This is a genomic window from Pseudomonas sp. FW305-25 (genome assembly GCF_017351415.1).
Taxonomy (GTDB): Bacteria; Pseudomonadota; Gammaproteobacteria; order Pseudomonadales; family Pseudomonadaceae; genus Aquipseudomonas; species Aquipseudomonas chlororaphis.
Window position 1 is genome coordinate 64475 of the sequence record NZ_JACNDE010000021.1, and the last position, 18422, is coordinate 82896.

Below are 18422 nucleotides of genomic sequence, written 5' to 3' on the forward strand. Positions count from 1 at the left end.
ATATGAAACCACTCCCACTTGATATAATTCCACTCGGAGAGCACTTCTATCTCTTTCAAAAAACTCTTGGAAACCCTAGCAAAAAGCTTATCATAACAAGCCACGGGGCCTATGTGCCCGGCATGAATACTCGTGTCCCAGCCAATACCTCACTGTTTTTTTATGGTCCGGACGGCAAGACCCTGCAAGATCCGGGTTTGAGTAGTGTCATGCGCAACGAAGTTACACCCTTTGAGCGGCGAGAACCCGAAAACCCAATACGTAATTACTTATTGTCCAAATACAGTAAAGATTCATATTTTGCAATTAGCTATGGCGTCAAACTAGAGGGCGTAGACGTACTGGCCGTACGCAATCGCAAGGCACCGGGGCTACTGCTGAAAAATAGCTTTCTTTCATTAGAAACCGCGCTTGCCGAATTGGCGAAAGAAGGTATCTACTACGAAGAGGTCCACTGCGTTTTCTGTCGCAATTTCCTGCTCGATTCAAAGCCAGAAACCCATATCGCTCCAGTGGCTTCATCACCACTTCCTATACAGAGGACGCACACGTCGCGACAGCAACTAATGAGTATTTGCACCGTAGCCAAAAGCCCAGCGGCGCTCCATAGGCCCCATTTTCCACGCAGCCTTTCAGCAATCCGCTTTGCCTTTCCTACTAACGAGTGCACCGAAAGCTCGCGCATTACTCTTGAAAGTAAAGCCCAGGGCGAGATTCTTACAAAACTTGATCACTATGATTATTCAGATCGCTTCATCGAGAGCGGTGAATATCTGCCCAAACAAATGCCGAAGCTCCAGCCCCCCCCCCAATTGGGCCGAATTCATAAATGACTACCTGCCGTTAATCAATGGCCAGATCAATACCCAACTATGGAATCAAAGCAGTCAGCACCGACAAGTCGGCATCCGGAATATTTTTAGGGAATGGGATAGTATCGTACCCGGCAGGCTAATTAGAGTCTGTTTTCTATTAGCAGCAAGCCGTTGAGCGCACTCCAGCCATAGTGGCTGGAGTGCAAAGGGGTATTGAAATACATCAATCTCTAAGGCAACGCCCCAAAACTTCGAAAAAATAGTGTCTTTAACAACACTATAAATTCAGTAGCTGATAATAGGTAGGATTAGCCTCGCACTCACCCAAACCACATTCCAACAATGTAGAGACCAGATTTGCAGCGATTAGAAGTATGAATATAACAATCGACAACTTTCCAAGAAAAAGTGTTTGCTGCTTGACAGATGATGGTTGTTCCCAGCTCTTAAGCAGCAAAAGCCCCGAGATGAATACCATGGATGCAAGGGCAGACACCACAGCCCATGTATAGAAATGCAGGCCCATAAGCGTCACCCCATAACCTGGATCCCCCGGGAGGATATGCAGAAATACCTGACGCGAGGCGATAGCTCCAGTCAGCAAGCTGCCTAATAGCGCAATACCGTAGTGAGCACTGCGTATACCAAAACGCACATTCATTAAAAAGCCAAAACCTATGGTAATCATGCCTACGCGTTGCAGGAGACATAAAGGACACGGTAATTCATGCTGAAACAGCTGATAATAGAATGCAATTACCAGCGACACACTTATACCTAAAAGACCAAGAATATTGAGCGTATCGCCAATATTGAGCTTGGAGGATTGGGGAGGATTGTCCCCGCTCAAGGGTTGCGAACGGTTGTTACTTAACATGGCAATGCCTTTCAAAAGGATAAGGTAAGGGGATCAGTTGAGTGGTAGTTAAACCACACCAGACTGACAATTACTAACAGCCCCCACAGACAGAATCCTGCTCGCCTTTTTCCGAAAAAAATAGCAATCGCACTCAGCAAGGCAATTAAGAAGGGTAAAAACATATACATTATGTAGCTTTCCTTTATGAAGACCGATGCAAACTATGTTGATTTAAGCCTGGTCGCAGCACCTGCACTGACTTATGCATGCCAGTTTTTTCATGCACGATCAGTCTTGACGCTCATATCAACTTTTTGATCATATCTGGTCCAACAAGAAAAACGTACAACTTTCATTTGCAAAGCGTAAAGAAACGTGATCGCCGTCACCAAAAACACGATCCAACAAACGTGTACTGAACGTTAAAGCTCAAGATGGAACACGGTTAACCCCCTGCCGCCCTTCATCTGATTCGCATCGATTGGCGTAGGCCTTTTGTGTATATGCGAAAACGAGGACGAAGCTGTGTGAGCCCCAAACACAACTCCCAAAGGAAGGAACGCCGAGCGTGAAGCAGGTGCAATCGTTTTGTATTGATCCCATAGCAAAAACAGCCCCTCGGACATCCATATCCTGAAGAGGCTGTTCCAGCATCGAAAAACCTGTCAGTGCGACTTCATCCCCGCCGCCTGCATGAATAGCCGGATCAGCATGGCAAACACACCTAACGCCGCCACGCTGCCTGCATAAATCACCAGCATCCAGCCCAGTCGCTGCCGTAGTAGTGGCTTATGTTCGGTCGGTTCAACAATTCTCTTGCTGTCCATTGGGGCGCTCCTCTGCTAGTGGTAGCCGTCTTCGTGGGTCACCTTGCCGCGGAACACGTAGTAGCTCCAGAAGGTGTAACCCAGGATGAATGGGATGATGAACAAGGTACCGACCAGGAGGAAACCCTGGCTTTGAGGTGGTGAAGCGGCGTCCCAAATTGAAATGGATGGTGGCACGATGTTCGGCCATAGGCTGATACCCAAGCCGCTGTAGCCGAGGAAGATCAACACCAGGGTCAGCAGGAACGGTGTGTAGTGCGCATTACGCGCCACAGCCTTGAATATGCCCCAGGTTGTTACCAATACCAGGATCGGCACCGGCAGGAACCAGAACACATTCGGCTGGGTGAACCAGCGTGCGGCGATCTCGGGATGGGTTATTGGGGTCCAGATACTGACGATAGCGATTGCCGCCAGCAGCACGAGAGCCAGCGGCCGCGCCAGGTCGTGCATCTGCTCCTGTAACTTGCCTTCGGTTTTCATGATCAACCAGGTGCAACCCAGCAAGGCATACGCGACGATCAGCGCCACGCCACAGAACAGGCTGAAGGGTGTCAACCAGTCCAGCCCGCCGCCAGCGTACTGATGGTTGACCACTGGTATGCCATCAATGAATGCGCCCAGTGCTACACCCTGGAAGAACGTGGCGACCAGTGAACCACCGATGAAGGCCTTGTCCCAGATATGACGCTTGTCTTCCTTGGCCTTGAAGCGAAACTCGAACGCCACGCCACGAAAGATCAGCCCGAATAGCATGAAAATCAGTGGCAGATACAACGCCGACAACACCACCGAGTAAGCCAGCGGGAAAGCACCGAGCAGCGCTGCACCACCCAGCACCAGCCAGGTCTCGTTACCGTCCCAGACGGGGGCGACGGTGTTCATCATGACATCGCGGTCACTCTTGTCCTTGATAAAAGGGAAAAGAATGCCAATCCCCAGGTCGAAGCCGTCCATGACCACGTACATCATGATGCCGAAGATGATGACCACGGCCCAAATTAATGGAAGATCAATACCCATGACTCAATTCCCCTTGCTCAGGCTGTGGCTGTGATCGCCTTCACCGTTATTGTCGGCGGCCGATAGCGGACGGGCCGGCGTACGTTGCTGACCAGGGCCTCCGTGGCTGATCTCTGCGCCTTCATTGGTCTTAGGACCTTTGCGCACCAGACGCATCATGTAGCCGAAACCGGTCCCGAACAGCGCGAAATACACCACGACAAACAGACCCAGGGTAAGGCTCATCTGCGCCACACTGTGGTTCGACGAGGCATCGGTAGTACGCAGCAGGCCATACACCACCCACGGCTGACGGCCGATTTCAGTGGTGAACCAGCCGGCGAGAATCGCGATCAGGCCGGACGGTCCCATGAACATCGCCAAGTACAGAAACGGACGGCACTGGTACAACGTTCCGCGCTTGCGCAACCACAAGCTCCACAGTCCTGTGAAGACCATCAACATGCCGAGGCCGGCCATGACCCGGAACGACCAGAACACAACGGTCGAGTTGGGGCGGTCTTCAGGGGCAAACGACTTCAGCGCGGGTACCTGTTTGTCCAGGCTATGGGTCAGGATCAGGCTGCCCAGGTAGGGAATTTCGACGGCGAACCTGGTCTTCTCGGCTTTCATGTCCGGCCAGCCGAACAAGATCAACGGAGTCGGTTCATTGCCATGATTTTCCCAGTGACCTTCAATCGCGGCGATTTTTGCCGGTTGATGTTCCAGGGTATTCAGGCCGTGCATATCACCGACCATGGCCTGAATAGGCGTGACGATCAGGGCCATCCACATGGCCATCGACAGCATGGTGCGGATCGCCGGGTTATCACGGCCGCGCAACAGGTGCCAGGCAGCCGACGAACCGACGAAGAAGGCGGTGGCGACAAACGCCGCAATCGACATGTGTGCGAGGCGATACGGGAACGAAGGGTTGAAAATCACCGCCAGCCAGTCCGTCGGAATCACCTGGCCGTTAACGATTTCGAAACCCTGAGGGGTCTGCATCCAGCTATTGGACGCCAAGATCCAGAAGGTCGATATCAGCGTTCCCAGAGACACCATGACGGTAGAAAAGAAATGCAGTCCGCGCCCGACCCGGTTCCAGCCGAACAGCATCACTCCCAGAAAGCCCGCCTCAAGGAAGAAGGCTGTGAGTACCTCATAGGTAAGCAGAGTACCGGTGATGGGGCCGGCGAAGTCCGAAAAACGGCTCCAGTTGGTACCGAACTGATAGGCCATAACAAGACCGGACACCACGCCCATGCCGAAGTTGACGGCAAAGATCTTCGACCAGAAGTGGTACAGATCACGGTAGGTATCGTTGCGGGTCTTCAGCCACAACCCCTCAAGAACCGCCAGGTAACCGGCCAAACCGACCGTGATCGCCGGAAACAGAATATGGAACGAGACCGTAAATGCGAACTGCATTCGCGCCAAGTCTAATGCCTGTAGATTAAACATAACTACCCTCTTATATGCAGATAAAGCATGACTGCAACAGTGCGCTCAAGTTAGTTGCTGAGTTCTACATGACCGACATACTTTCTCCGCCGGGATGACATGCAGGATCACGAACGGTAAGCCGGCTCAAGTTTTCTTTCGATCAGCAAAAGACCATGAAGCCAACTTCAACCACCAGAATTGAAATACAAGAAGCGAGTCATTGGATTACGGCGAGCTGTGAGCTCATTACCTCACAGCCCGAAGAAAAGTCATGTCTGAGCAGAACTAGTTTGTCAGTAGCTGATAAACCACGGGGTTAGCCTCACACTCTCCGGTACCACACTCCAGAACTGTAGATGCCAGGTTTGCAGCTATCAGGAAAATAAATACGGCCATGGCCAACTTCCCAAGAGCGTGCGCCTGTTGCCTGATAGGTGTTGGCTGCTCCCAGCTTTTAAGCAGCAGAAGCCCCGAGATGAACACCATGGATGCAAGGGCAGACACCACGGCCCATGTGTAGAAATGCACGCCCAAAAGCGTCACCCCATAGCCCGGATCCCCTGGAAGAATATGCAGAAACATCTGGCGTGAGGCGATAGCTCCGGTTAGCAGACTCCCTAATAGCGCAACACCGTAGTGAGCGCTACGGACACCAAAACGTACATTCATTAAAAAGCCAAAACCTATGGTAATCATACCCACTCGTTGTAGCAGACATAGCGGACATGGCAGTTCATGCTGAAACAGCTGATAATAAAACGCAATTACCAGCGACAAACTGATGCCCAAAAGACCAAGAATATTGAGTGTATCGCCAATACTGAGCTTGGAGAGCTGAGAAGCGCTCTCCCCCATCGAGGGCCGCGAGCTATGGTTACTCATTCTCTAATACCTTTCAAAAGGATAGGTTAAGGAGATCAGTTGAGTGGTAGTTAAACCACACCAGACTGACAATCAGTAACAGCCCCCACAGCCAAAACCCTGTTCGCTTTTTCCCGAAAAATATAGAGATGGCGCTCAGCAGAGCAATTAAGAACGGCAAGAACATATACATTGTGGACCTTCCTTTATAAGAAGTGATACAGCGCTACTTTCATTTAGGATCAGCCAAAGCCCTAAATTAATCAGCCTCGCTAGAGCGCATCCGAAAATCTGCTTGTTCCCATCAAAAACATGACCCACCGAGCTGTGTACAAACACTGCAAGGTGCAAAACAGAACGCTGTTCAACATCCAATACCCTTTAGAAATGGAGCGCAGCCTGGGGAGTCCATGAAAGTCAAGTCAAGATCAGTGAAAAGCTGCTAGCCCATGGTCGCCAGCATAAATTGACGCACCACCCCAATGGTCCGCTCAAATGCCCAAGAGGTTTGAGCGGCAAAATACCTACGCGTCATAGCAATCCTCCTGATGTGTGTGTGGATGACCATGTGTGCAGTCTAGGTTATTTCCTTATCGGTTTTTCACCGTATTATCGGCATGCGTTATCGATTTTACCGATAATGATTTGCCGTGGTGCCAATGTGGAACACATTAGAGGTGCACGGTGGAGCCTATCGCCATCGCTTGTTCCGTTTGCGATGGTGCCCCCCTCCCCAAGGACAGGACAAACGGCCCGCTTTGCCGGAAACGCCAGTGCCCGGTTCTCAACGAGTCCAGGCTCTGGCAGAACATCCAATCTGTCCGGGTGCCGCCGACGAAAAAGATGCCCAATGGGATCGACAGGCCTTGGCCAGCTATCACCTCACACCAGAGCCCCACATCGGGCGGTCAAAAGCCCAAGCATTTCGTGTTCTATCGGGTAACGAGCGACGAGAAGAATCGCGACTATCGGTATGAACGCATCACAAAACAGGTGGTCTTCACCATGGATCCACTGTCATTATCAGCCAAGAAATCACCGTAGATCCCTACGATGAGATTCGCCCACCTACCTTCGGGCGAACGCCTTAACAAAAATAATGGCATTACCTTAGGAAATGGATAGATGGAATGATCTCATCGACCTAAAGATCCATATAACAGCCACTGCCAACAGTGCCAAATAGGTAGGCGATGTAGAGATGCTTCGCGAGAGGCCCATCCATCAGGAATGGAGGCCCGTTCGCGCATGTCTTCAAAGAATTTTAATCCGCAGGCTAAAACCTTCTATCGCCCCATCGACGCAGCGTTGCGCTGGTGCAATCTCATTCGTTTCGAGGCACAAATCTTACAGGCTACCTGGTCTTCCCCAGAGGAACTCAAGCTCCTATTTCCTCAGTGGCCATGCCTACAGTCCAACACCGAACTAATTTATGACGCTATTCGCAATGGCGAATTACCCTATGGCTGTTTCGGCATTTCGGTACCCCTAGGCACTATCGTGGAACCCAATTTATTGACGATTCGGCATTCAAGTCTACGTCAATGGATGCAGGTCTATTATCCTGATCAACGACCCACCTTTCTATTCGAGTCTGGCGACAACGCTCAAGAAAAAATCAGCCTGGGTGTTTACTTTAGCCTCCAGGCCGAGCGTGATGCCTTACTGCGAGAACGGGATACTCTGCAGCACCAGCTCCAAAGTGTCGAAGCAGACCTTCGGACTCTAGGACTTGAACAGGAAAGCCTTAAATCACTGGCGAATGTCCAGGGGCAGCTCAGCGAGCGGAGCGAGAACACCTATCTGAAGATCATCGGTGCCTTGCTCAACACCTTTTTGGACTCATCACCTGCTGGTAAGCCTCTTTCCGTATTCAAGAGTCAAGCTGCAATAGTTGACGCTGTGACTGCTCGCCACAAGGACATTCCCGGTCTCAGCAAACGAACATTGGATGAGAAGTTTGCTGCCGCCAACCGTAGCCTCAAAAAAACACCTGAACCATAGCATTGCACTGCAATCCTCCTGATTGCAGTGCAATGACTTCGCGCCTTTGCTGCCATTTAATTCAAGTCACTTCCCACCACGCGCCAATCGGCGCCAGGAGAGACCAGCATGTCCAGCCAATCCTCCCCCATCACTGAAACACCTCAGCCACAGGTCGGACGGCACATCATGCGCCGCGACGAAGTTGAAAGAAAAACCGGCTTCAAGCGTGCGCACATCTACAACCTGATGAAGGAAGGCAGATTCCCTCAAGCCAAGCGAATTGGCCTGCGCGCGGTTGGCTGGGACTCGCTGGAGATCGAGCAGTGGATCGTTGAACGCTTAGGTCAGCAGGCCTGATGCCATGCGTGTGGTGTCGGTGATTTCCACCAAAGGTGGGGTAGGAAAAACCACAGTAGCCGCCAACCTCGGTGGTCTGCTGGCGGATGCTGGCCTACGCGTTCTGCTGCTCGATCTGGATAGCCAACCCACCCTCTCCAGCTATTACGCATTGAACCGGAAGGCTGACGCAGGCGCGTACGAGTTCATCGCACTCAACCTAACAGCATCAGCACAGATTATTTCCAGGACAGTGATCACGGGACTCGACTTGATCCTCTCCAATGACGATCAAGGCCGATTGAGCACCTTGCTGCTGCATGCCCCCGATGGTCGATTGCGACTGCGCAATTTGCTCAACAATTTCCCCCCCAATTATGACCTGTTATTGATCGACACCCAGGGCGCACGAAGCGTGTTGCTGGAGATGGCTGTCCTGGCCTCCGATCTCGCCGTCTCTCCCATCACCCCAGAAATGCTCGCCGCCCGCGAACTGCAGCGCGGCACCTTGCAGCTGCTCAGCGAACTCGAACCGTTCCGCCACCTGGGCATTCCCCCACCACCCTTGAGATTACTGCTGAACCAGGTGAATACCATTCGGATAGACACCCGGATGATCATCCGCGGACTGCGCGATACCTATGCTGGGGCTACCAACATCTCAATCCTGGAAACCGTAGTTCCAGACCGAGTGGCGTACCTCAATGCCGCATCCCTCGGTCTACCGGTCCATCGAGTCGAGAAACGCCAGTCAGGTGATCGACGCTCTCCATCAGCCCTGGACACCATGCTAGCGCTGGCCATCGAGTTATTTCCAGAATGGCGCGAAGCGATCTCTGCAGTGAATAGATGTCCGGAAGCGCAATGAGGCGAATCGCCAAGCTGACCATTCTCAACAAATCGTTTTATTTACTCGACATTAGGCCAACTGTGTTTGGCGAGGAGTCTCTAGATGTTGGCTCAGCCTCCCATCATCATTCAACCATCCATTCGACCACAGCACCCACCTTGCGAAGAGTACTGCACCGTAGTCTTTCGCCTGCAGGGTGGTCGCTCGGCCATGGGCTGGTTCCTCGCAGAACTCTCTAAACATTTCGAAGGTTCGGGGACTGTCCAGATCGTCAAATTCGAGGTCGGTGACCATTTGCGAAACCGGCGCTAACTGAGGTTATTTAGATGAAGAAGCTCAGTCAGGAGGAGATCACCGACAAGCTGCATCAGGAGCGTTTCTCTCGAGGTCCAGAGCTGGAGCGACTGTCTGATCCAGTCATTGACACACCTATGCTAGTCACTCTGGAGCAGTTGCGGCCCTATGAACACAACCCACGCTTCATCCGTAATCCGCTTTACAACGATATCAAAGCCTCAATCCGTGAGCGCGGACTAGACCAACCACCACCGATTACCCGCCGCCCGGGAGAAACCTATTTCATCATCCGCAACGGTGGTAATACCCGCTTGGCGATTCTTGGCGAGCTGTGGCAGGAAACCCGTGACCAGCGCTTCTTTCGCATTCACTGTCTGTTCCGCCCCTGGAACAGTGAGATCACTGCCCTGCTCGGCCATCTGGCTGAAAGCGATCTGCATGGCCAACTCACCTTCATCGAACGTGCTCTGGCAGTAGCCAAGCTCAAAACCATGCTCGAAGCAGATGGAGTTGTGCTCTCACAACGTGAGCTGGCACGACGCCTTGCCACTGGGGGTTATCCCATTTCGCAGTCACACATCAGCCGGATGCTGGACACCCTCGAACACTTACTGCCCGCTATTCCACAAACCCTGTATGCCGGATTGGGGAAGCCCCAGGTCGAACGCCTGATCGCTCTGCGCAGCCAGGCTGAACGAACCTGGAACCGCTATCCAACCACCACTGTTGTGTTCACCGAGTTCTGGCTCGAAACCCTGAGCGACTTCGATGCCGCCCCAGAGTCCTTCGATCTTGAGCAGCTCCAGGATGAACTGCTCGAGCGCATGAGCCGCTTGCTCGGGCAGTCCTACCGCATGCTGGCCCTGGAGCTGAGCGATACCCAACGGGTGATCTCGACGCCTGACATTGTCGCCACCACGCCCTCGAAAAACAGCCCTCAGCCGGGTATTGATAAGGCCGCGGCAAAACCTCCCTCCTCCAAGCTCCGCCCAGAGGCTGAGACAGCGCAAGGGGAGTTGCTCACGCCGCCTGAAACAAATATCAAATCATCGGTCAGCCGCCCGTCACGTGTTCAACAGATTCGCGAACAGATCGATCGTGAGACCTCCATAGAAGCGTTGCCGACTGTCGAAGCCTGCGCGATGAGCGAGATCTGGGCCATCACCCCTGAATTGGATACCCCCGAACAACTGCGTTTGGCCATTGCCACACTGGCGCGGGAAATGGCGACCTACGCCGGACATCCCGAGAGCATCATCGATCAGCAGCTGGGTTTGGGCTTCGCCCTCAACATCGAGCGGCTTGATCTTGCAGCACCTCGCGCGACCGGCATTCACCTACTGCTCCTAGCCCTGCTGCGCGCTCAAGACGACGTGAACTGGGAGGATCGTCAGCAACTGCCCTCGGCCTTGTTCGGCCAACTGTTGTTGGGGGTCTATCAACTCCCGCTGACAGATCGTCCCGCCGTGGATGTGGGGCTGGAGCGACTGCCCGACAGCTTGCTAATCAAGCTGTATCGCCTGATCCGTCTGGCCCGTCGCTTGATCGATTTAACGCTTGCGCATGAAAATAACTCACCGAAGGAGCTGCCATGAGCCTGTCCTTTAATGTGCTCAACCAAGCCATGTTGACCCAGGTGTTACATGAGCTGCGCCTGGGTAACCCACAGCGCTGCAAAGCCCTCGGACTGAGTGAAGACGACATCTATCTGTTGCAATCCTTACCGCCCACCACACTCTCGCGCCTGGCTCATGCCACCGTCCCCTGGGTTGAGGTCAAGATTGACTCGCCAGTGCTGCACCGGTTGATCGAACAAGCCGAACGCGACGAGCAGAACGAGAGGTTGATCAATCGGGCGCTCAAGCTGGGCGCCAGCAGCACCATCATGTACCAGTGCTTCGGCTTGGCACATTCGGAAACCGCCCTGCGCCGCCGTCTACTCAAGATAGAAACCCGTAAGGGCCGCCCTCAGCATTTGAGCGAAGCGCAGGAACATGCGCTCTGGCAGCGCTGGTGCCAGCTACGCGCGCAGGACAGTACCGAAGATCAGCTCGACGCGATGATGATGCTGGCCGAAGAACAACAGATCAGCTTGACCATCGTTTGGCAGCAGATTGACCAGTACAGCAATGGAACATGAACACACCCCCCTGCAGTCGCTGGCAGCGTGTCCTGCAGCAATGTACCCAGCAACTGAGTGAATGCTGGCCCGCACGTCCGACTACTGAGCGACCCTCCAACCAGGCTCTGCAGGCTGGCTTTCTGTTCAGTGGCCAATCACACGAAATCGTGCCACGTCGATTGCTGCTGGATAATCGGCTAACGCCGTTGGAGCGTAATGCCTGGCAGGTGTTCCGGCTCATGCTGCAAGGCCAGGGTGTGGTCACGCCGCGCTATGAGGATTTGCAGCCTTACCTGTCCAGCGTGCCCTACGGTGCATCTGCCTCCCGTGAAACCATCGCGCGCGTCTTGACGATGCTCAGACTGACGCGCTGGCTCAGTTTGGTGAGTCGTGGACGCGATCAGGTCAGCGGACGCCTTCAAGGTTCTCTGTACGTCCTGCATGATGAACCGTTAACCCCCGCCGAAGCCATGGAGTTGGATCAGGATTACCTGGAGCTGGTCGGACATGCCCTAGGCCATGCGACGAAGGCAGTGCGTATTGTCGCCCAGCACGTCGTAGAGGAAGTCAGCCAGGACACGAATATTGATCGGGATCGGTTACCGACGCGGCTCGACAGCTGGGGCGATCACTGGATGTGGCAAGGGTTGGATCAGGCAAGCAATGCCGTATTGCACGAATCCGAATTGGGGGAAGATAACCCGGTTCGGAATCGTGCAAAGCCTCGTTCGGATTGCGAACCAGGCTTGAATGCCAGTGTTTCCAGCACCGTTCGGAGTCCGAACACCGCCTGTACTGTATTAGAAGAAAGTCTTTGTACTGTACCGCGCGCGACCCCAGCGGTAGATAACTTGCACTGGCCCAATCCACTGCATCTGATCCCAAGCGAACGTCAGGCTGTCACCGTGGCGCTGAACAAGCTCAAGCCAGCGGATCGGCAGGCGGTGCTCAACGAGGCGGGGGCACGCTGTGCGGCAGGAAGTGTCCGCAAGCCAGCAGCCTATCTGATGGGCCTGATCCAGCGTGCGCTGAAAGGCGATTTTCGTCCTTGGGCAGGTCAGGCAGAACCGCCGCCAATTGCAGAACCGTTCCTACCCGTCCCCTCGCGCCCGCCCCGAAAGCAACGCGAACCCGCTTCAGCGCTCGCCCAAGCATGTCTGAATGAGCTACGCCAACTGCGTGGCAAACGTCCTGGACCTCAGTAGATTTGATGCCACTGGCATCAAATCTACTGAGGTCCAATATGGGATCGCGATCTATGTAATGCGAACAACATGGCTATAGATATCCACAGAAATGATGCCACCGGCATCACTCGTAACGCCTCCGAAATTAGCCCTCTCAGACCAAACCGAACAGACCGCTTTCAACTTTTCGGCTGCCCTTACCTCTCATCTATCACAACGTTCTCGCCCAAGCCTATACGAGGACAACACCGTGGCCGATCACTACCAACTCAACCTGGGCTCATTGCGCAGCAGCATCACCCTGACCCTGCACACTCACCACGCAGCCCGTATCTGGCAAGGCCGGACTGCGCGTGAGGGTGTGCACTCGATCATGGGCATGGCCGGCTACATCAGCGTCACCAACCTGATCAAACAAACCGCAGCCCAGGATGATCCGTATGCCGACTGGGCCATCGTGCAACTCGAAGAAAAGCTGATGCAGGCCAAGGCAGGGATGCTGGAACTGACCCAACAGCTGGATCGGATTAGACAGGATTTGCCGACACAGATCGATATGAGCGACAACCTCAACATCCATCCCGTCACCTTGCCGTTGTACATCGGCAGCCAGCTGGGTTTCCTGGCGGTCTACCTGCTGACTGACTACGACACCCTGGTGCGTCATACCCTATTGGCCCATCACACCGCGTTGATCGGCCGTAACGATATGGAAGCCTGGATCGACGACGGTGCCCATCTGTTGCGCAGCCTGTTCGGTCAGGCGCAACGCTATCGGCATGCCGGCGTCACACGCGATGACATGGCAGCGAACAACGCCCGTGCCCTGGCGGCCATCGAAAAATGGGGTTTGCCTCCCACGGACATCCTTGAGGGTCATCGCCGCTCCCAGTTCGCACCACCGATCATTCGTCGTGGTGCTGGGACAGTGGATGACGCTGATGCGTTGGCAGAGGACCTGGGAGAGCCCTCTGCAACGGTGGATAAACCGGAGGACGAAGCATGAGTCCGATGATCCCGGTTCGACCAATACCCTTCGAAGCATTGACACCGAATGCTTATCGAACGTTCGAACACGCGGCCTTCCTAAAAGGCCTTTTAAAGCCTTTTAAGGGTAAGGGGGAGTTGGAACACCTGGCGCAAATAGCGAGGGAAATCGAGGCGCAATTATGTCTCCTGATGGAGGCTGTTGTGCAGCAGGCCGCACAGCCTCCTTACTCACTGCTGGATATTCGATTGGTGCTGCAGAACACCAGCGCGGGCAGCACTTTCTTGCGTTGGCGCACCCGTGACTTCGCCCGCATGGGGGTTTCAGTCTGGGAGTACCAGATCCGTAACCAGGTCCTGCCACAAGCCGTACGCGAGAGATTGCACCGTTTCGAATGCGATCGCATTGCCCTGAACCTACAGATGAGCGTGGTGCATTCGCTCTACCGCCAGGCCACGACCTGCGCGATCAAAATGGACAGCGCCGAACGGCTGCTGCGCCAGTTCACAACCGCAGTGGAGGTATCACGATGAGTACTTTTTTCCTCGGCGAAGGCAACATCGGCAGTGCGCCAGAGTTCCAGGAATTTCCATCAGGCAATGACGAGCCACGGCGCTTGCTACGGCTGAATGTGTACTTCGACAACCCCGTGCCACGCGAGGGTAGCTATGAAGATCGAGGCGGCTATTGGGCACCGGTTGAGCTCTGGCACCGCGAAGCTGAACATTGGAGCACGCTGTACCAGAAAGGCATGCGTGTACTGGTCGAAGGTCGCACCGTGCGCGATGAGTGGGAGGACAGCGAAGACAACGCGCGGGTGACCTTCAAGATAGAGGCCCGCCGAGTCGGCATCCTGCCTCACCGTATGCACAGCGTGGTCATGCGGGAGCGATCCAATAACCCGGCAGCGCCTGCGAAACACGTTGGGCAAAATACAGAGCAGGCCAGTTCACCTTCGTTGAAACCAAAAAAAGCGTAGAGGGGTCACCACCTACGGACTGATCGATTTCAGGCATAAAAAATGCGCCTTTGCGCGAAGTTGCTGGCCTGTTGTTACTTGCTGCTCGTGAAGATCCGTACTGTAGTCCAACTTCAACGGGGGCAGCAGCCTCCGCCCATTCAAGCCTGCCCTCACCGACTAAGCTGAAGTCCGGCCAGGAGACTTTCCTGCTCTACCACTCAGCTCTCGCCCGCAGCCACGCCGACTGGCTGATCGGCATGAAACCTCAGTCGTTTGTTTACCCTTCTTGGCGACGGGCGGGCTACGAAGGCGTCCTGTCAGTGCGACGCGTCCAGACACCCACTTGACGTCTGACCCTGGATGCATTCGTCGCCAGGCAGGCAAACTGGATAGCGCAACTGGTCGCACACTGCGGCTCACTGACTTTAGCTATGCCTGTCGAAGCCAGCCCAGCCTGTCCCACTTGCAACGCCTCAATGCTCAAGCGAAAGGGGAAATCAGGGCCGTTCTGGTCATGCTCCCACTACCCGGACTGCAAGGGCACTGCCCCAATCAGAAAAGATACGCGTCGCCCATGATGCGCCAATGGAGATCAACATGAGCATTGGGGTCAATGTAGTGGTCAGTGCATCATCAACGGCGACTGATCCCTCTCTAAGTCGATTAAGGGCTGTCCAATTTCACGGGCCAAAGCAATGCCTGCTGCCATCCATATCTGCCCCAATTCGTTGAAGGCCTGCAGGTGTGCAGAATCTTCGTTGAGCCAATGGACAAGGCTGTCGAAGTGTTCGGGGTTATCAGGGCAATCATGGATCCTGATGAACAACTCCAGTGTTCGATCCCAGATCAGATCCATGACGTTCTTGCTCACCTCTTCCATGCTCAACCTTTCCTCAGCTTGGCCCTATCAGACCGTTCACTCACACTGGCTACCCTGAACTCTGACTCCTGGAGGAACAGAACTCACGTCGCGCCATACAGCTATTTCAGTCAAAATAACGACTCAATAAGTCGATACTCAACCTTTAAGGATGTTCATGTCAATGGGTCTTTGCTCAACCATTCGGGTTGAACTGGAGAACTCATCACTTGGCACATAAACATCCAACCCAAGCCCAAATCGGGCGCATGATCGCGAAGCACCGCACCGAGCGTAATCTGACTCAGGAAGAGGTGGCTGAACGCTTAGGAATCGGCAGCGAAGCCATCTCGCGCTTGGAACGGGGTATGGTGGAGCTTTCCGTGGTCAAGCTGATGCAACTGGCGGATATCTTCGACTGCCGGATGGATGAACTGCTGACAGCGTCGAGCAATCGCCCCAATGACCAGGGCCAGATGATCGCGGGTCTGCTGAGTGGACTGAAAGAACGCGACCGTGCCTTTATCTTGGCAACCGTCGAACATTTAGCCGCTCATCTCGCCAACAAGTGAGTGCATTCACTCGCATCCGATGCCGGGGTCTTTGAGGAGGCGCACTCTGCCTTGACGTCGTCCCACCCTCTCTGCTGTAGTGCCTCAGGATAATCGCCAACGGCGACCCAAGACCGATTCGCTCCGGGTAGCTTGGTCGGACTCCTAGAGTTCGGAGCCTTCTCTTCTGTGGGATTTCAATCCCGATTTTTACTCGACCTGATCGTGGTGGCGGATGACCACTGTTGCCTCTGCTAGGCAATAACGGTCATCCGCCTCGGCGATCGTATTCAGTCCCGGGGCCCGCCGAGGAAACACTGGGCACCCTTTGTGCGCGGATGCGTGCCAGCATGTTCCGACCCAGGCCACGACAAGGGTCGGTTGACGAATCAAGGCGCAGTTAAACCAAGCTTTGCGAGGAGCTTTTCGACTGCGTATGTCCGTCAAAGGTGGCCTTTCTATTCCTCGCCTAGTGACCCACCAGGCCAGCTCTTCTTTTTCTCATTCCAATGACTGCCAGCGTATTCCGGCCATAAAAAATCGGGTTGCGGCGTCTTGACGCTCCCCTGTGACAGGCTTATACAAAGGGCGTGGTTCGCTGTCGTTGACAGCCCAGCCCAGGTAGCTTGAACCTTCAAGGCTACGCCACGTTCGTGGTGGTTTACCCAAGTGCGATCAGCGTTCGGAAGCTCGCGCGGTTACCGCTTCAGCGGTGATGAATGCCCACTACTCCATGCCTGCGGATCACCACCGCAGACGTTTCTCTGCTGCACCGCTATTCTCCCAGACGCATCGTTCTGATCGTCATAGGCTTGCCGGTGGCGAGTCGTGCATTGCTCATCTTACCCACCCTGACGGGGGCTCACTTCCCCGTCAGGGATTGTGCGCCGCCGTTTTCCCTTGAAACAGGAGAACCACCATGGCCCACGCCAACCATCCCCAAGAAGCAACCACTTACTTCAACCTGCACACCGTCGGTATCGGCTACCTCAACCGTGTTCGTGAAGTACAAGTCCGCCGCGGCCAACCCTTCATGGCGTGCGATATCGCCGCCCTGCACGGTGCCACCGATGCGGTGGAGTACACCCGCTTCGACTGCAAAGTCGCCGGGGGCGAAGCTGAACGCTTGGTTCGTCTCTATATGGACGCCGTCAAAGCCGAGAAAAAGGTCTTGCTGTCGTTCCGTATCGGCGACCTGTGGATCGATCCGTTTCTCTACGAGAAAGGCGCTAAACAAGGCCAGCCAGGCGCCAGCCTGAAAGGTCGTTTGCTGTTCATCGACTGGATCAAGGTCAACGGCACCTTCGAGTACAAAGCGTCCGCCAGGCAGGAAGCAACAGCACCTGCTGAGCAAGCGCCCAACATTGAGCCATCTTCACCATCGACTGATGCCGATGCTGAGGAAAACGGCAAACCAACAGAGGCTCAGGTCGAATCTGAATCTCCATCCACTCCCCCTACGGCCCGCCGTGTTGCCACCCGTACCGTTCAGTCCGCCTGAACAGTCCACGATGTTGCTCATCAAGGCGCTCCCTCGAGCGCCTTTCTTCAATCCGCACAGGGGAACCATCATGGAATCCTTTTGGCTTTGCGACGACTGCCTGTTCGCAGCTGCTTACGAGGACTACGGCATGTTATCGCTCTACTATACGACGGATGAAGTCGAGAAACGCATCGCCGGTATCCATCGTGGACTGACTCGATTAATGCCCATCAGTGCCGACTTCGATCCCGAAGCCGGCTGGGGAATAAAAGCCTTTTCCCCATTGCCCTGCGACTGTTGTGGTTCACACCTACACGGTCAACGCCACCGATTCACTCGGCTGTAAACAGCGCGCCATTTGCTAACACCCGCGACTCTATATCCACCTTGGGGACACCACTCCCCTCGGGCGTGTACCCCTGATTGTTCCCTTCGGAGGTACCACCATGAGCACCCAACTCACACTGATTGAAACCTCGGATTTCGAGGCTGATCGCATTGCCCAAGAAAACCAGCTGATCGACGAAGCGCTGCATATTCTGGATCGTCGGCTGTTCGCCCGTGGCCCTAACCTGACGTCGCCTGACACCGTAGCCTCGTACCTAAAACTGCATCTTGCGCAACAAGAGCATGAAGTCTTCGGTGTGATTTTTCTCGATGCCAAGCACCGCGTGTTGGCGTTCGAGGTGCTCTTTCACGGCAGCATTGATGGAGCCAGCGTTTACCCCCGTCAAGTCGTTAAGCGCTCCCTCGCGCATAACGCTGCAGCCGCCATTTTTGTTCACAACCACCCCTCAGGTTGTACGGAACCCAGCCAGGCGGATCGCCTCTTGACCGCACGGCTGAAGGAGGCCTTGGCATTGATCGAAGTGCGCGTACTGGATCACTTCATCGTGGGTGAAGGTCGCCCGCTCTCCCTTGCCGAATATGACTGGCTTTAACCCTCACAGGTGCCTTCGGACGCCTTGTTCATTTTCATCCTGGAGAATGCT

Annotated in this window: 22 protein-coding genes and 2 pseudogenes; 16 read left to right on the top strand and 8 right to left on the bottom strand. The window is 54.4% G+C overall.

The features are described 5' to 3' along the window. Positions 1-2 precede the first annotated feature (2 nt). Positions 3-833, top strand: a complete 831-nt coding sequence (locus tag J4E58_RS19610; RefSeq protein WP_143481923.1) for a putative adhesin — start codon at positions 3-5, stop codon at positions 831-833. Between the two features lie 259 nt (positions 834-1092). Here J4E58_RS19610 and J4E58_RS19615 read toward each other — a convergent pair whose 3' ends face one another. From J4E58_RS19615 to J4E58_RS32325, 7 genes are all read right to left on the bottom strand, one after another. Continuing rightward, positions 1093-1692, bottom strand: coding sequence for a disulfide bond formation protein B (locus J4E58_RS19615; RefSeq protein ID WP_087092635.1), 600 nt, complete (start codon positions 1690-1692; stop codon positions 1093-1095). An 11-nt stretch (positions 1693-1703) separates the two neighbouring features. Further along, on the bottom strand, positions 1704-1862 hold the full coding sequence (locus J4E58_RS32320; protein ID WP_219735174.1) for a DUF5993 family protein: 159 nt from the start codon (positions 1860-1862) through the stop codon (positions 1704-1706). 477 nt (positions 1863-2339) lie between these two features. Next, positions 2340-2501, bottom strand: coding sequence for a DUF2474 domain-containing protein (locus J4E58_RS19620; RefSeq protein WP_087092634.1), 162 nt, complete (start codon positions 2499-2501; stop codon positions 2340-2342). Between the two features lie 15 nt (positions 2502-2516). Next, positions 2517-3524 (bottom strand): cytochrome d ubiquinol oxidase subunit II, encoded by a 1008-nt coding sequence (cydB, locus tag J4E58_RS19625; protein ID WP_087092633.1) that lies wholly within the window; start codon positions 3522-3524, stop codon positions 2517-2519. A 3-nt stretch (positions 3525-3527) separates the two neighbouring features. Next, entirely contained in the window at positions 3528-4967 is a 1440-nt protein-coding gene (locus J4E58_RS19630) for a cytochrome ubiquinol oxidase subunit I (RefSeq protein WP_087092632.1), read from the bottom strand. A gap of 267 nt (positions 4968-5234) precedes the next feature. After that, positions 5235-5831, bottom strand: a complete 597-nt coding sequence (locus J4E58_RS19635; protein WP_207255324.1) for a disulfide bond formation protein B — start codon at positions 5829-5831, stop codon at positions 5235-5237. Positions 5832-5844: 13 nt separating this feature from the next. Then, positions 5845-6003, bottom strand: coding sequence for a DUF5993 family protein (locus J4E58_RS32325; protein ID WP_219735175.1), 159 nt, complete (start codon positions 6001-6003; stop codon positions 5845-5847). Between the two features lie 1055 nt (positions 6004-7058). Between J4E58_RS32325 and J4E58_RS19640 the strand changes: the two genes are divergently transcribed. The 11 genes and pseudogenes from J4E58_RS19640 to J4E58_RS19685 all read left to right on the top strand — a co-directional run. Continuing rightward, positions 7059-7814 carry a hypothetical protein gene (locus tag J4E58_RS19640; protein WP_087092629.1) on the top strand — a complete coding sequence of 252 codons (756 nt, stop codon included), beginning with the start codon at positions 7059-7061 and terminating at the stop codon, positions 7812-7814. 108 nt (positions 7815-7922) lie between these two features. After that, on the top strand, positions 7923-8153 hold the full coding sequence (locus tag J4E58_RS19645) for an AlpA family transcriptional regulator (RefSeq protein WP_087092628.1): 231 nt from the start codon (positions 7923-7925) through the stop codon (positions 8151-8153). Positions 8154-8157: 4 nt separating this feature from the next. Beyond that, entirely contained in the window at positions 8158-9000 is an 843-nt protein-coding gene (locus J4E58_RS19650) for a ParA family protein (protein WP_087092627.1), read from the top strand. Positions 9001-9308: 308 nt separating this feature from the next. Beyond that, positions 9309-10874, top strand: a complete 1566-nt coding sequence (locus tag J4E58_RS19655; RefSeq protein ID WP_087092625.1) for a ParB family protein — start codon at positions 9309-9311, stop codon at positions 10872-10874. Next, entirely contained in the window at positions 10871-11419 is a 549-nt protein-coding gene (locus tag J4E58_RS19660; protein ID WP_087092624.1) for a DUF2857 domain-containing protein, read from the top strand. The genes J4E58_RS19655 and J4E58_RS19660 overlap by 4 nt, the downstream gene beginning before the upstream one ends. Further along, positions 11416-12606 carry an STY4528 family pathogenicity island replication protein gene (locus J4E58_RS19665; RefSeq protein WP_087092623.1) on the top strand — a complete coding sequence of 397 codons (1191 nt, stop codon included), beginning with the start codon at positions 11416-11418 and terminating at the stop codon, positions 12604-12606. The genes J4E58_RS19660 and J4E58_RS19665 overlap by 4 nt, the downstream gene beginning before the upstream one ends. 232 nt (positions 12607-12838) lie before the next feature. After that, positions 12839-13594: a PFL_4669 family integrating conjugative element protein gene (locus J4E58_RS19670; RefSeq protein WP_087092622.1), complete on the top strand. Its 756-nt coding sequence runs from the start codon at positions 12839-12841 to the stop codon at positions 13592-13594. Further along, positions 13591-14109: a DUF3158 family protein gene (locus tag J4E58_RS19675; protein ID WP_087092621.1), complete on the top strand. Its 519-nt coding sequence runs from the start codon at positions 13591-13593 to the stop codon at positions 14107-14109. The genes J4E58_RS19670 and J4E58_RS19675 overlap by 4 nt, the downstream gene beginning before the upstream one ends. Beyond that, on the top strand, positions 14106-14555 hold the full coding sequence (locus J4E58_RS19680) for a single-stranded DNA-binding protein (RefSeq protein WP_087092620.1): 450 nt from the start codon (positions 14106-14108) through the stop codon (positions 14553-14555). The genes J4E58_RS19675 and J4E58_RS19680 overlap by 4 nt, the downstream gene beginning before the upstream one ends. A gap of 164 nt (positions 14556-14719) precedes the next feature. Then, positions 14720-14881: pseudogene (locus tag J4E58_RS32330) on the top strand (DNA topoisomerase); the annotation flags it as partial. Between the two features lie 3 nt (positions 14882-14884). After that, positions 14885-15115 (top strand): annotated as a pseudogene (locus J4E58_RS19685) (topoisomerase DNA-binding C4 zinc finger domain-containing protein); the annotation flags it as partial. 44 nt (positions 15116-15159) lie between these two features. Here J4E58_RS19685 and J4E58_RS19690 read toward each other — a convergent pair. Then, a complete protein-coding gene (locus J4E58_RS19690; protein WP_087092619.1) occupies positions 15160-15417 on the bottom strand; it encodes a hypothetical protein in 258 nt (85 codons plus the stop codon). 209 nt (positions 15418-15626) lie between these two features. Here J4E58_RS19690 and J4E58_RS19695 point away from each other — a divergent pair, with 209 nt between their 5' ends. The 4 genes from J4E58_RS19695 (at position 15627) to radC (ending at position 18371) form a co-directional block, all read left to right on the top strand. Next, a complete protein-coding gene (locus J4E58_RS19695; protein ID WP_087092618.1) occupies positions 15627-15968 on the top strand; it encodes a helix-turn-helix domain-containing protein in 342 nt (113 codons plus the stop codon). An 898-nt stretch (positions 15969-16866) separates the two neighbouring features. Continuing rightward, a complete protein-coding gene (locus J4E58_RS19700) occupies positions 16867-17448 on the top strand; it encodes an STY4534 family ICE replication protein (protein ID WP_087092617.1) in 582 nt (193 codons plus the stop codon). A 70-nt stretch (positions 17449-17518) separates the two neighbouring features. Continuing rightward, a complete protein-coding gene (locus tag J4E58_RS19705) occupies positions 17519-17776 on the top strand; it encodes a hypothetical protein (protein ID WP_087092718.1) in 258 nt (85 codons plus the stop codon). A gap of 100 nt (positions 17777-17876) precedes the next feature. After that, positions 17877-18371, top strand: a complete 495-nt coding sequence (radC, locus tag J4E58_RS19710; protein ID WP_087092616.1) for a DNA repair protein RadC — start codon at positions 17877-17879, stop codon at positions 18369-18371. Positions 18372-18422: the final 51 nt, after the last annotated feature.